This is a genomic window from Methylobacterium ajmalii (assembly GCF_036448855.1).
Taxonomy (GTDB): Bacteria; Pseudomonadota; Alphaproteobacteria; order Rhizobiales; family Beijerinckiaceae; genus Methylobacterium; species Methylobacterium ajmalii.
In genome coordinates this window covers 1-13,814 of sequence record NZ_JAZFXT010000016.1, presented here as the reverse complement: position 1 = coordinate 13,814, position 13,814 = coordinate 1, and the positions used below count along the sequence as shown (strand labels likewise).

General features: G+C 71.4%; 11 protein-coding genes. 7 read left to right on the top strand and 4 right to left on the bottom strand.

Annotated features, from left to right (window positions below; genetic code table 11):
* Positions 1-223: 223 nt before the first annotated feature.
* Positions 224-2,515 (top strand): NADP-dependent malic enzyme, encoded by a 2,292-nt coding sequence (locus V3T34_RS06410; protein ID WP_060849836.1) that lies wholly within the window; start codon positions 224-226, stop codon positions 2,513-2,515.
* Positions 2,516-2,671: 156 nt separating this feature from the next.
* Here the strand turns inward: V3T34_RS06410 and V3T34_RS06405 are convergent, their stop codons facing one another.
* Together V3T34_RS06405 and V3T34_RS06400 are read right to left on the bottom strand one after the other, a co-directional pair.
* Complete coding sequence (locus V3T34_RS06405) at positions 2,672-3,292, bottom strand: metallophosphoesterase (RefSeq protein ID WP_305078050.1); 621 nt, start codon at positions 3,290-3,292, stop codon at positions 2,672-2,674.
* A 129-nt stretch (positions 3,293-3,421) separates the two neighbouring features.
* Positions 3,422-3,688 carry a hypothetical protein gene (locus V3T34_RS06400; RefSeq protein ID WP_060849834.1) on the bottom strand — a complete coding sequence of 89 codons (267 nt, stop codon included), beginning with the start codon at positions 3,686-3,688 and terminating at the stop codon, positions 3,422-3,424.
* Between the two features lie 196 nt (positions 3,689-3,884).
* Between V3T34_RS06400 and V3T34_RS06395 the strand changes: the two genes are divergently transcribed.
* The 5 genes from V3T34_RS06395 (at position 3,885) to V3T34_RS06375 (ending at position 11,616) form a co-directional block, all read left to right on the top strand.
* Positions 3,885-5,858 (top strand): putative bifunctional diguanylate cyclase/phosphodiesterase, encoded by a 1,974-nt coding sequence (locus V3T34_RS06395; protein WP_060849833.1) that lies wholly within the window; start codon positions 3,885-3,887, stop codon positions 5,856-5,858.
* A 146-nt stretch (positions 5,859-6,004) separates the two neighbouring features.
* Positions 6,005-7,210 (top strand): fumarylacetoacetate hydrolase family protein, encoded by a 1,206-nt coding sequence (locus V3T34_RS06390; RefSeq protein ID WP_060849832.1) that lies wholly within the window; start codon positions 6,005-6,007, stop codon positions 7,208-7,210.
* Between the two features lie 152 nt (positions 7,211-7,362).
* Positions 7,363-9,459, top strand: coding sequence for a carbohydrate porin (locus tag V3T34_RS06385; protein ID WP_305078049.1), 2,097 nt, complete (start codon positions 7,363-7,365; stop codon positions 9,457-9,459).
* Between the two features lie 139 nt (positions 9,460-9,598).
* Positions 9,599-10,762: an acyl-CoA dehydrogenase family protein gene (locus tag V3T34_RS06380; protein ID WP_060849830.1), complete on the top strand. Its 1,164-nt coding sequence runs from the start codon at positions 9,599-9,601 to the stop codon at positions 10,760-10,762.
* 152 nt (positions 10,763-10,914) lie between these two features.
* Positions 10,915-11,616 (top strand): alpha/beta fold hydrolase, encoded by a 702-nt coding sequence (locus V3T34_RS06375; protein ID WP_060849829.1) that lies wholly within the window; start codon positions 10,915-10,917, stop codon positions 11,614-11,616.
* A 4-nt stretch (positions 11,617-11,620) separates the two neighbouring features.
* Here the strand turns inward: V3T34_RS06375 and V3T34_RS06370 are convergent, their stop codons facing one another.
* Complete coding sequence (locus tag V3T34_RS06370) at positions 11,621-12,262, bottom strand: glutathione S-transferase family protein (protein WP_305078048.1); 642 nt, start codon at positions 12,260-12,262, stop codon at positions 11,621-11,623.
* A 31-nt stretch (positions 12,263-12,293) separates the two neighbouring features.
* Positions 12,294-12,587 (bottom strand): hypothetical protein, encoded by a 294-nt coding sequence (locus tag V3T34_RS06365; protein WP_305078047.1) that lies wholly within the window; start codon positions 12,585-12,587, stop codon positions 12,294-12,296.
* Positions 12,588-12,865: 278 nt separating this feature from the next.
* On the opposite strand from V3T34_RS06365, the gene V3T34_RS06360 reads away from it, so the two are divergent.
* The coding region (locus V3T34_RS06360) for an MCP four helix bundle domain-containing protein (RefSeq protein WP_331369129.1) at positions 12,866-13,814 on the top strand (949 nt) is incomplete at its 3' end.

Sequence of the window (13,814 nt, the reverse complement as noted above, 5' to 3'; positions counted from 1 at the left end):
TCGGGGGGCTGTCGGGTCCGCGGCATCGTGGTCGGGCAGACTAACAGAGGCCGACGGCCACGCTCCAGACCGGCACAGCGGGGATGATGGGGATGGTCGTCCCCGGTTTAAAATCGCGGACCGACACGGTTTAGCGCTCCGGCGCCGCTTGAGCCGGCCGGATCATGGCCCTAAGGGACGGTTCCCCCAGAGTATGACCCTGGTCGCACGAGAAGAGCCTGGCATGAGCGAGTCCCGCCCCGTCACCCGCGGCAAGCGCCCGACCTTCACCGACCAGGAGGCGCTGCAGTTCCACCAGCAGGGCCGCCCGGGCAAGCTCGAGGTCGTGGCGACGAAGCCGATGGCGACGCAGCGCGACCTGTCGCTCGCCTACTCGCCGGGCGTCGCCGTGCCGGTTCTCGCCATCGCGGACGATCCGGCGCTCGCCTACGACTACACCGCCAAGGGCAACCTCGTGGCGGTGATCTCGAACGGAACCGCGATCCTCGGCCTCGGCAATCGCGGCGCGCTCGCCTCCAAGCCCGTGATGGAGGGCAAGGCGGTCCTGTTCAAGCGCTTCGCCGACATCGATTCCTTCGACCTCGAGGTCGAAACGGAGGATGCCGAGGCGTTCATCAACTGCGTGCGCTACCTTGGGCCCACCTTCGGCGGCATCAACCTGGAGGACATCAAGGCCCCCGAGTGCTTCATCATCGAGGAGCGCCTGCGGGAACTGATGGACATCCCGGTCTTCCATGACGACCAGCACGGCACCGCGATCATCTCGGCGGCGGGCATCATCAACGCCCTGCACCTCACCGGCCGCGACATTTCCGAGGCCCGCCTCGTCGTCAACGGCGCGGGCGCGGCCGGCATCGCCTGCATCGAGCTCGTCAAGGCGCTGGGCTTCCGCTCCGAGAACGTGATCCTGTGCGACACCAAGGGCGTGGTGTTCCAGGGCCGCACCGAGGGCATGAACCAGTGGAAGTCGGCCCACGCCGTCGCCACCGACAAGCGCACGCTCTCCGAGGCGCTCGAGGGCGCCGACATCGTGTTCGGCCTCTCGGTCAAGGGCGCCTTCACCCCTGAGATGATCGCCTCGATGGCGCCGCAGCCGATCATCTTCGCGATGGCGAACCCGAACCCGGAGATCACCCCCGAGGAGGTGGCGCAGGTCCGCGACGACGCCATCGTGGCGACGGGGCGCTCGGACTACCCCAACCAGGTCAACAACGTTCTGGGCTTCCCCTACATCTTCCGCGGCGCGCTGGACGTGCACGCGACCACGATCAACATGGAGATGAAGATCGCGGCCGCGCAGGCGCTCGCGGCGCTCGCCCGCGAGGACGTGCCGGACGAGGTGGCGGCGGCCTACCAGGGCACGCGGCCGCGCTTCGGGCGCGAATACATCATCCCGGTGCCGTTCGACCCGCGCCTCATCTTCACCATCCCGCCGGCGGTGGCGAAGGCCGCGATGGAGACCGGCGTCGCCCGCAAGCCGATCGACAACATGGACCGCTACCGGGCCCAGCTCTCGGCCCGGCGCGACCCCGTCGCCGGCACGCTGAACCGGGTGTTCGAGCGGGTGCGCAAGTACCCCAAGCGCGTCGTCTTCGCCGAGGGCGAGGAGGAGGTGGTGATCCGCGCCGCGATCTCCTTCGTCAACCAGGGCCTCGGCACCGCGATCCTGGTCGGCCGCGAGGACCGGGTGATGGCCAATGCCGAGGCCGCCGGCATCGATCTCGCCGGCCGCGACAACATCGAGATCCACAACGCCGCGAAATCCGACCGCAACAGCGTCTACGCGCAGTTCCTGTATGCCCGGATGCAGCGCAAGGGCTACCTGTTCCGCGACTGCCAGCGCCTGATCAACCAGGACCGCAACCACTTCGCCGCCTCGATGGTGGCGCTCGGCGACGCCGACGCGATGGTGACGGGCACCACCCGCAACTACTCGATCGCGCTCGAGGACGTGCGCCGGGTCATCGACCACAAGCCCGGCCACCGGGTGATCGGCGTCTCGCTCTGCCTCGCCCGCGGCCGGGTGGTGCTGGTGGCCGACACCGCGATCCACGAGATGCCGAGCGCCGAGGAACTCGCCGGCATCGCCATCGAGGCGGCCGGCGTGGCGCGCCGCCTCGGCTACGAGCCGCGGGTGGCGATGCTGTCGTTCTCGACCTTCGGCTTCCCCAAGGCCGAGCGCGCCGAGAAGGTGCAGGAGGCGGTGCGGATCCTCGACGGGATGCGGGTCGATTTCGAGTATGACGGCGAGATGGCCGCCGACGTCGCGCTGAACAAGGACCTGCTCGCCCAGTACCCGTTCAGCCGGCTCAAGCAGCCGGCCAACGTGCTGGTGATGCCCGCCTTCCACTCGGCGGCGATCTCCACCAAGATGCTGCAGGAACTCGGCGGCGCCCAGGTGCTCGGGCCGCTGATCGTCGGCCTCGACAAGGCGGTGCAGATCGTCCCGCTCGGCGCCACCGATTCCGACATCGTCAACATGGCGGCGCTCGCGGCCTACAACATCGGCGGCTGAGTGGAGCCGGGGAGCCGTTCGGCCCCCCGCTCGTCCCATCCGAAACCTCATCCTGAGGTGTCAGTCCATCATCGATGGGCTGACCTCGAAGGAGGGCTCCAGAGATCGCAGCGACGTCTGGAGCCCTCCTTCGAGGCTGCTGCAAGCAGCCGCACCTCAGGATGAGGTCGCGGGTGGAATCACGGCTTCCGTCGATCCGTCGCGATCCCTGGTCGCAGCCTCCTCCCTCGCCCGGTCCCGCGCCAGTTCCTCCGGCACCAGAGTCGCGGCGTCCTGGCGCGCCGCCAAGGCCGCGAGGCGCACCGGGCGATAGTCCCAGGCATCGACTCCTACGTCGCAGGAGCGGGTGGTGTCGGGCAGCGTGCCGTGGGTGTGGCCGTAGAGGTGGCGGGTGCCGCGCCACAGGCCCGGCCAGGCCCGGTGGGCGTAATGGGCCAGGAAGAGGCGCCACTCGCGCCCCTCCTCCCGCAGGGTGACGCGGACGCTCTCGACCGGCGGATCGGCCCAGGGCAGGTCGAGGACGCGGTTGCTGTCGTGGTTGCCGCGCACCAGGCGCTTGACGCCGTTCAGCCGGGCGAAGATCCCCGCGCAATGCGCCCGCTCGGCATGGGCCGCGAAGTCGCCGACGTGCCAAACCTCGTCGTCGGGCCCCACCGCCGCGTTCCAGTTCGCCACCAGCGTCTCGTCGTGCTCCGCGATGGAGGCGAACAGGCGGCCGCGCTGGCGCAGGATGTGGGTGTCGCCGAAATGCGTGTCGGCGGTGAAGAAGACGGCCATGCGCATCCGGACGGCGGGAGGAATGCGCGATCAGATGGGGCGGCCGGCGCCGCCGGCACGGGACCGATCGCCGCGCCGGCGCGCGGTGTCGATCCCGGGCGGCACGGGCCGGCCCGGGACGGGCATCCGTCAGTAGCTGTAGTTCCGGCGCGGCGCGTAGCCGTCGCGGGGTCCGACGCGGGCACCGTAATCGACGTCGCGCTGCTGGTCGCGCCGCTTGGCCAGCGCCCGGCCCGCGAGGCAACCGGCCACGGCCCCGACCACGCCGCGCTCGGCCAAGTAATGGCCGGCCACGCCGCCAATGATCGCACCCTTGATGCAGCCCTTGGCCTCGGCCGCCCCGGCGCCCATCAGCGTCACGGCCACCACCACGGCCGCCTTCGCCACGTTCCGCATGTTCCCTCCTCCGCTCTGCAGCGCGAATTCAACGGCTAGGCTCGGCCGACGTTCCGTCGCGTCGGGCGAACTGCGCGTAATGGGCGGGTTGACGTATCCCGCCGTCAACGATTCTTTACCTGCGACCGCTAAGGGAAGCATACTGACGCGCCGAGGGGTCATGTCAGGAACAGGCAGCCAGGAAGCAGGCTCCGACATGTTGCCCGCGAGCGACGACACCGACCTGCGGTCATCGATCCGACGCGACCAGCTCGAATCGGTCCGGCGCAGCGTCCAGCCCGCCATGCTGGTGAACGCGCTGCTCGGCGCCGCCAGCGCCCTGGTGGCCTGGCATGCCGGGAACGGGCAGGCCGGCCTCGCCTGGTTCGCGGTCTCGTCGGCCGTGAACCTGATCCGCGTCGGCCTGTGCCGGGCGCCCTGCCAGGGCCTCGCGGCCGGCGAGGCGCCCGAGCAGGCCGAGGATGCGGCGCGCTCGGTCGACCGGCACCTGCGCCTCGCCACCCTGGCGGCCCTGCTGTCGGGCGTGGTCTGGTCCCTGGTGCCGCTCCTGTGCGCCGGCTACACCGCGCCCGAGACGCTGTTCTACCTCATCGTGACCTGCGGCATCACCTCGGGCGCGGTCGCGCACGGCACGGCCTTCGCGGCCATCCCCACGGGCTTCATCACGCCGCCGCTGCTGACCGCGGCGGGCTGCCTCGCCTGGGCCGGCGGCTTCGACCGCACCTGCCTCGCCTTCACGGTGCTGCTCTACCTCGCGGCGCTCCTGCGCAATGCGGCCGAGACCGAGCGCACCTTCCGCCGCACCAGCAGGCTCAAGAACGAGGCCACGGCGCTCGCGCGCTCGCGCCAGGAGGCCCATGCGGCCGCCTCGATCCTCGCCGAGGAGATGCGGCGGCGCGCCACCCACGACGTGCTCACCGGCCTCAACAACCGCGCCGGCTTCGCCCTGGCGGCGGAGGAGCGGATCCAGCGCCCCGGCCCGGCGCCGTGCCTGATGCTCCTCGACCTCGACGGCTTCAAGTCGGTCAACGACGTCTACGGCCATACCACCGGCGATCGGGTGCTGGTCGAGGTGGCCCGGCGCCTGCGCCGCAGCCTGCCGCCGGAGGCCCTGGCGGCCCGCTTCGGCGGCGACGAGTTCGCGGTCCTCTACGACCCGTCCGCCGCCCTGCCGCCCGCCGACCTCGCGGCGGCCCTGATCAAGGCGGCGGTCGAGCCCTTCGACGGGCTGGATGCCGGGCGGCTCGGCATCAGCGCCGGGCTGTGCCACGCCCACGGGCCCGACCTGACCCAGATGCTGACCTGCGCCGACGAGGCGCTGCACGCCGCCAAGGCCGCCGGGCGCAACCGCTTCCGGATCTTCGACGAGAGCCTGCGCGGCCGCATCGAGCTGCGCCGCGACTGCGAGCGAGACCTGTCGCACGCGCTCGCCGAGACCGGCGTCGCGGTCTGGTTCCAGCCGATCTTCGGCGAGGGCGGCCGCACCGTGGCGGGCCTCGAGGCCCTGGTGCGCTGGTACCACCCGGTCCACGGCTGGGTCCCGCCGGGCGAGATCGTCGCCGCCGCCGCCCGGGCGGGGCTGACCGAATCGCTCCTGCGCGTCATCCTGGAGCAGGTCTGCGGCGCGCTCCAGGCCCTGCGTGCCGGCGGGGTCCAGGGCGTGCGGGTGGCGATGAACGTGTCGCCGCGGGAGATGGTGCAGGTCCCGGTCGACGAGATCGTGCTCGAGCGCCTGCGGGCGCTCGGCCTGCCGCCGGCGATGCTCGAGATCGAGATCACCGAGGAGACCGCCCTCGACATCGAGGCGGTGCAGGGCAAGCTCCTCGCCCTGTCGCGGGCCGGCATCGGCGTCGCGCTCGACGATTTCGGCATCGGCTACTCGTCGCTGGCCTCGCTGCGCCACCTGCGGGCCGGCCGGGTGAAGATCGACCGCAGCCTCGTCACCGGCCTGGCGGACTCCGACGACAAGCGCGGGCTGGTCCAGGCGGTGCTCGGCCTCGGCCGGGCCCTCGGCCTCGAGGTGGTGGCCGAGGGCGTCGAGACCGCCGAGGACCTCGCGATGCTGCGGAGCCTCGGCTGCCCCTTCGTCCAGGGCTACCACCTGGGCCGCCCCGCCCCCCTGGACGAGGCGCTCCGCCATGTCCTGGCCTGCCGGCCGGACGCGGCCTGACGCCCCCCGCCGCGGGGGATCCCGGAGGCAGGCACATGGATCCGGACGATCCGGCGTCTTCCGCGCTTCCCCGCCGCGGCCGATCGGCTTAGGTCTCTCCCCATGCTGCGCCCCGCCGAACGGGAGCCGGCCGGGAGGAGACACCCATGCAGCCGATCCTCGATGCCTTCGACGCCCGCGCCATCCTGCCGGAGGACGGCTGTGCCGGGGCGCTCGCCGGCCGCGTCTGGCGGCCGGAGCTGAACGGCCCGAGCGTCGTCGCCGTGCGCGACGGCGCGTCGGGGGCGCCCGAGCTCGTCGACGTCACCCGCGCCTTCCCGACGGTCCGCGACCTGTGCGAGGCGGCCGACCCGGCGGGCGCCCTGCGGGCCGCCACGGGCGAGACGCTCGGCCCCCTCGACGCGGTGCTGGCCAACACCCCGCCGGACACCCGCGACCCGTCGCGGCCGTGGCTCCTCGCCCCCATCGACCTCCAGGCGGTCAAGGCCGCCGGCGTGACCTTCGCGGTCTCGATGCTGGAGCGGGTGATCGAGGAGCGGGCGCGGGGCAACCCGGACGCCGCGGCGGCGATCCGCCTCGAGGTCGGGCGCCTCGTCGGCGACGACCTGCGGCGCCTGAAGCCCGGCTCGCCCGAGGCGATGGCGCTCAAGGCCGTGCTGGTGGCGCAGGGCGCCTGGAGCCAGTACCTCGAGGTCGGCATCGGCCCGGACGCCGAGATCTTCACCAAGGCCCAGCCGCTCTCGGCGGTCGGCTGCGGCCAGGAGGCCGGCCTGCATCCGGGCTCGCAGTGGAACAACCCCGAGCCCGAGATCGCCCTGGTCGTCGCCTCCGACCAGCGCATCGTCGGGGCGAGCCTCGGCAACGACGTCAACCTGCGCGACTTCGAGGGCCGCTCGGCCCTGCTGCTCGGCAAGGCCAAGGACAACGCCGCCTCCTGCGCGCTGGGGCCGTTCGTGCGCCTGTTCGACGATCGCTTCTCCCTCGACGACGTCCGCCGCACGGTGGTGAGCCTCGAGGTGATGGGCGCGGACGGCTTCCGGCTGTCGGGCACCTCGCCCCTCTCGGAGATCAGCCGCGACCCGGCCGACCTCGTCGAGGCGATGATGGGCGGGACCCACCAGTACCCGGACGGCGCGGTGCTCTTCCTCGGCACGATGTTCGCCCCCGTGGAGGATCGCGGCGCGCCGGGCCAGGGCTTCACCCACCAGGTCGGCGACCGGGTGGTGATCCGCAGCCCCGGGCTCGGGGCGCTGGTCAACCGGATGCGCCATTGCCAGGATTGCGAGCCCTGGACCTTCGGGGCGGCGGCGCTGATGCGCAACCTCGCGGGCCGCGGGCTGCTCGGCGCCTGACGACGCTCTCGGCGTAGGGTAACCGGCCTAGGGCGCCGGACCGTGACAATACCGTCACGGAAACCGTAGAGGCCTTTCCCGGACGAGCGTGGCCGGTTGCCAGGAATATAGCAATTGCTATACCCGGCACCGGAACGGCAGGGGAAGCGGCGATGCGGCGTGCGGGCGGAGCGGGACTCGGTGTGGCGCTCGGCCTGTGGGCCGGGCTGGCGCAGGCCGCCGACCTGCGCCCTCCCGCGCCCGCGCCCGCGGAGGGGCCGACCTACACCGACTGGTCGGGCCCCTATCTCGGCGTCGAGGGCAGCGCCGGCGCCTCGTTCGGCAATTACCGCTTCGGGCCGAGCACGGTCGGCGGCCGGGCGATCCCGGCCTTCCAGAGCGGTGACTCGACGCGGCGCTCGGATGCGGGCCGCACCGCCACCACGGCGGTCGGCGGCCTGTTCGGCGGCTACAACTGGCAGACGGGTCCCTACCTCTACGGGATCGAGGCCGACCTCTACGGCGCCAACCTCAAGCGCCCGGTCCCCTCGACGGCGCTGGGCTTCGGCTACGAGGACGTCGATCCGGCCTTCAGCGTGATCCGCGCCAAGACCGACCTCTACGGGGCCGTGCGCGCCCGCCTCGGCTACGCGTTCGAGAGCTACCTCGTCTACGCCACCTTCGGGCTCGCGGGCGCCGACGCGCGGGTGCTGGCGACCTACCCGGACGCCGCCGCGGGCCCGACGGCGACGGCGCGCAAGGACCTGTCCTTCCTCGGCTTCACCCTGGGGGCCGGCGTGCAATACGCCATCACCCCCAACCTCGCGCTCGGCCTCGACTACCGCTACATCGACCTCGGTCGGTCCGGCCGCTTCGACCTCGGCGCGGTGCCGGGGCTCGGCCCCGTCGCCACCCAGGCCGCGTTCTCGTCGCACCAGATGATGGCGCGGCTCTCCTGGTACCCCTACGGCCTCAGGCTGCCGGCGGAGGTGGCCGAGGACGCGCCGGCCAGCCGCGACACCGGCCGCTATTCCTTCCACGGCCAGACCACCTTCGTGATGCAAGGGGTACCGGGCTTCCGCGCGCCCTATCGCGGCGAGAACAGCCTGGTGCCGAACCAGGTCCAGTCCACCACCACCGCGACCGTGTTCCTCGGCGTGAAGCTGACCGACAGCACCGAGCTCTACTACAACCCGGAATTCTCGCAGGGCTTCGGCCTGTCGAGGACGCTCGGCGTCGCCGGCTTCGTCAACGGCGAGGCCCAGAAGGCCGGCGCGCCGTTCCCGAAGCTGCGCTCGAACCGCTACTTTATCCGCCAGACCTTCGGGCTGGGCGGCGCCACCGAGGACGTGCCGGACGGCGTCAACCAGGTGGCGATGACCCGCGACGTCGAGCGGATCTCGGTGGTGGCCGGCAAGTTCGCGCTGGGCGACTTCTTCGACGGCAACGTCTACGCCCACGACCCGCGGGTCGATTTCATGAACTGGTCGATCTGGGGCTCCTCGGCCTGGGACTTCCCGGCGAACCTCCCCGGCTTCACGCAAGGCGTGATGGTCGAGTACAACCGGCCGGAATTCGCGATCCGGGCCGCCTACACCCAAGTGCCCAAGCAGCCCTCGAACGACGTGCTCGACCCGCGGGTCTTCGAGCGCGCCGGCACCAACATCGAGTTCGAGGAGCGCCACGTCCTGCCGGGCCTCGACCAGCCGGGCAAGCTGCGCATCGGCCTGTTCAGCAACGTCGGCAATACCGCCAACTATCGCCAGGTCGTCGACCTGACTCAGGGAGGCGTCTACGACGACATCAACGACGCGGCCGCCGCGACCCGCCGGCCCCGGCGCAAGACCGGCGCCTACATCAACCTCGAGCAGGCGCTCACCCCGGATCTCGGCCTGTTCGCCCGGGCGAGCGTCTCGGACGGGCGCAACGAGAGCCTGTCCTTCACCGACGTCGACCGCTCGGTCTCGGGCGGCCTGTCCCTGAAGGGCACCGCCTGGGAGCGGCCGAGCGACACGGTCGGGATCGGCGGGGCGATCAACGGCCTGTCGCCGTCGCACCGGGCCTACTTCGCCAACGGTGGCCTCGGCCTGCTGATCGGCGACGGACGCCTGACCTACGGCACCGAGCGCGCCTTCGAGACCTACTACGCGCTGAGCCTGACCAAGGCCGTGACGGTGTCGTTCAACTACCAGCTGGTGGTGAACCCCGCCTATAACCGCGACCGCGGCCCGGCGAACTTCTTCGGCACCCGGCTGCACGCCGACTTCTGACCGCCGCGAGATACGCCGGCCGCGATGGCAGGCACGCCTCGACGGTATGACACGGACGGTGGCGGACCGTGTAAACCTGTCGCGAACGACCGGCGCCCCGGATCCCCACCCGGCGGCCCGGCAGGCAGGAGACGCCCGAATGACCGAGACCGACGCGCTGCGCCATCCGGAGATCCGCGAGGAGGTCGCCAAGCTCTGCGCGCGCTTTCCCGACGAGTACTGGCGCCGCCTCGACACCGAGCGCGCCTACCCGACGGACTTCGTGAACGCGCTGACCGAGTCCGGCTACCTCTCGGTGCTGATCCCCGAGGAATACGGCGGCTCGGGCCTGCCGCTCTCTGCGGCGGCCGCGATCCTCGAGGAGGTGCAGCGCTCCGGCTGCAACGGCGCGGCCTGCCACGCCCAGATGTACACGATGGGCACCGTGCTGCGGCACGGCACCCAGGCCCAGAAGGAGCGCTACCTGCCGGAGATCGCCGCCGGCCGCCTGCGGCTCCAGGCCTTCGGCGTCACCGAGCCGACGAGCGGCACCGACACCACCGCGCTCCGCACCACGGCGCGGCGCGAGGGCGACAAGTTCATCGTCAACGGCCAGAAGATCTGGACCAGCCGGGCCGAGCATTCCGACCTGATGCTTCTGCTCGCCCGCACCACGCCCCGCGACCAGGTGGCGAAGAAGACCGACGGCCTCTCGACCTTCATCGTCGACATGCGCACCGTGCTCGGCCGCGGCCTGACCATCCGGCCGATCCGCACGATGATGAACCACAATTCCTGCGAGGTGTTCTTCGACAACATGGAGGTGCCGGCCGAGAATTTGGTCGGCGAGGAGGGCAAGGGCTTTCGCTACATCCTGTCGGGCATGAACGCCGAGCGGCTGCTGATCGCCGCCGAGTGCGTCGGCGACGCCAAGTGGTTCATCGCCAAGGCCTCGGCTTACGCCCGCGAGCGCCAGGTGTTCGGCCGGCCGATCGGCCAGAACCAGGGCATCCAGTTCCCGATCGCCAAGGCCTACGCCAACATGCGGGCCGCCGAGCTGATGGTGCGGGAGGGCTTGGCGCTCTACGAGGCCGGAGCCAATCCGGGGGCGGAGGCCAACATGGCCAAGATGCTCGCCGCCGACGCCTCGTTCGAGGCGGCCAATGCCTGCATCCAGACCTTCGGGGGCTTCGGCTTCGCCGAAGAGTACGACGTCGAGCGCAAGTTCCGCGAGACCCGGCTCTACCAAGTGGCGCCGATCTCGACGAACCTGATCCTGTCCTACATCGCCGAGCACGTGCTGGGCATGCCGCGCTCCTACTGACGCGATTTTCGGAGGATGCCCTCCGGAATCCGTGCCACAAGCCGGCGCGGCGCCCGAGCAAAGCCGATGTCTGCCTCGCGACGCGATCAGCCAGAGATCGCAAGACGGCGAACGCCGCCCTCGGGGTCCCGGGGGCGGCCACGGAATCCCCCATGACCTTCCCTTCCGGCCCGCTGCTGTTCCTGCCCGGGCTCCTCAACGACGCCGTCCTGTGGCGCGGCCCGATCGCCGCCCTGGCCGACCGCAGCGCGGCCGCGGTGGCGGACCTGACCCTCGACGACAGCGTCGCCGCGATGGCCCGCCGGGCGCTCGCCGCGGCGCCGCCGCGCTTCGGTCTCGTCGCCCTGTCGATGGGCGGCTACGTCGCCTTCGAGATCCTGCGCCAGGCGCCCGAGCGGGTGACGCGGCTCGCCCTGTTCGACACCGGCGCCGCGCCGGAGGACGCGGCGCACGCGGCGCTGCGGCGCCAGGGCATGGAGCAGATCAAGGTCGGGCGCTTCGCCGGCGTGACGACCCGCCTGCTGCCGAAGCTCGTCCACGCCTCGCACGTCGCCGGCCCGGTCGGCGACGCCGTGAAGGCGATGGCCGAGCGGGTCGGGGGCGAAGCCTTCCTGCGCCAGCAGCGGGCGATCCTCGCCCGGCCGGACAGCCGGCCGACCCTCGCGACGATCCGGGTACCGACCCTGGTGGCGGTGGGCGCCGACGACGTGCTGACGCCCCCGGCCCTGGCGCAGGAGATCCATGCCGGCATCGCCGGCTCGCACCTGCACGTCCTGAGCGAGTGCGGCCACCTCCCGCCGCTGGAGCGGCCGGAGGGGACCGCCGCGCTGCTGCGCGAGTGGCTCGACGCCTGACGCCTCAGGTCAGCATCGGGGCAAAGCCGGGATCGCCCCTTTCCATGGCGCGGCGATAGACGGGGCGGGCCCCGATGCGCTGCAGGTAGGCGCGGATCGCCGGATAGGGCGCGAGATCGACCGGCTGGAACAGCCGCATCGTGGTGAGCGAAAAAACGCTCATGATGTCGGCCGTCGTGAACTCCTGGCCGGCGAGGTACGGCACCTCGGCGAGCCGCGCCTCGACCAGCGCCATCACCCGGTCGAGGCGGCCCTGCACCGCCGCCTGGACCGGATGGTCGGGGGGAAGCCCGACGCGGCCGACCATCATCGTCCGGCCGAGGACCGGCTGGAGATTGCCGTTGGCGAAGTGGAACCAGTACAGGAAGGCGGCATAGTCCGGGTGCTCCGGCCCGAGCCGCAGCCGGCCGCCGCCGTGCCTGACCGCGATGTACTCGACGATCGCGGCGGATTCGGCGAGCACCAGCCCATCCTCCTCGATCACCGGCGCCGCGCCGAGCGGATGCAGCGCCCGCAGGTCCGGCGGCGCCAGGATGGTGACCGGGTCGCGGTCGTAGCGGACGAGGGTGTAGGGAACGCCCAGTTCCTCGCACAGCCAGAGGATGCGCTCGGATTGCGAGCGACCGAGGTGGTGGATCGTCAGCATCACGCGGCCTCCGTTCACACGCGACCGTGAATCACCGATTCCCCGCGGCCGGCCCGCCCGCCGTACCGCCGCTGCCGGGCGGTCCCGCGGTCGGGCTGCCGCCGATCCAGACACCCGGGTTGGTGCCGGGCACCGACGTGCTGCTCGGGTTGCCGGGAAGATTCCGGGTCGGGCGCGAGGCCGGCGGCTTCGTGCCGGTGCCGGGGCCCGGCGCGCCGACCGCGTCGCTCGGCGGCGGGACGTGGGCGGTCTGGGCCGCGGCGGGACCCGCGAGGCCGAGAGCGAGGCCGAGGCCGGAGGCGAGCACGAGGGCGGTTCTGATCATCGGCCTGTCCGTTGGGAAGCGTCGCGATCTCAACACCGGGACGGCGTTCCGGTTTCGCGGCGGGGATCGCACGGATGCACGGGGGGCGGGGGCGGGGGCGGCCCGGATCAAGTCGCTTCAAGCATCGAATCCGGCGATGCGCGCCCGCAACGCTCTTTTACAAGATATAATTCCTATTTACTAAAAATTTTCAATTAATTAATCTAATATTTATGCTTCTTCGATAATCTAGTGACGACAGATTGAGCGACACCATGAAACTGAAGATCTCACATATCTTGATCGGATTGATCTCCGTCCTGTCGGTCGGCCTGCTGGCGCAGGGTGTCGTCGGGGGATGGCAGCTCCGCGCCGTCAACGCCAACGCCCTCGATCTGTCGGGGAACTGGCTGCCGAGCGTCCGGGAGCTGGGCGAACTCAAATACAAGGTGACGCGCCTGCGCCTCGTCGACGCCCGATACGTCATGGCGTCCGAGGCGGTGAACGAGCTCGACGCCGTCTCGGAGAGCCGTGCCAAGAACATCGATGAAGTCGCATCCCGCTACGAGACACTGATCTCGAACGCCGAGGAGCGCGGCCTCTGGACGACGTTCCGACGGCACTGGGACGAATACCTGGCGATGCGGTCGAAGATCGTGGCCGCCGCCCGGGCCAGGGACCAGCGTGCCTCGACCGATCTGTTCCAAGCCTCGCGCCAGCCTTTCGACGCGGCCCTGGCCGCCCTCGATCGCGGCACGGCCCTCAACGTGAAGGGGGGCGAAGCCGCCCAGCTGGCGGCCCAGGCGATCTATTCGCGGGCCCTCTGGCTCACCGGGCTCCTGTGCTGCATCGGCCTGGCGATCGGGCTCACGGGCGCCGCCTACGTCGTCGGCGGCATCACGCGGCCCATCGACCGCCTGATCCGGCGCATGCGCGTGCTGACCGCCGGCGACGTGGACGGCCCCGTGCCCCATACCGACCGCACCGACGAGATCGGAGCCATCGCGGGCGCCGTCGAGTCGTCCCGCGACAACCTGGTCCGGACGCGGCAACTGGAGCAGGAGACGCTCCTGGCGCGGAATACCGCCGAGGAACAGCGGAAGGCCGGCATGCGCCAGATGGCCGACGGGTTCGAGCGGGCGGTCGGCGGGATCGTCGGCCTGGTGTCGTCCTCGGCCACCGAGCTGCAGGCCACCGCCGGCACGATGACCGCCACCGCGACCCAGACCGCCTCGCAATCGACCGCGG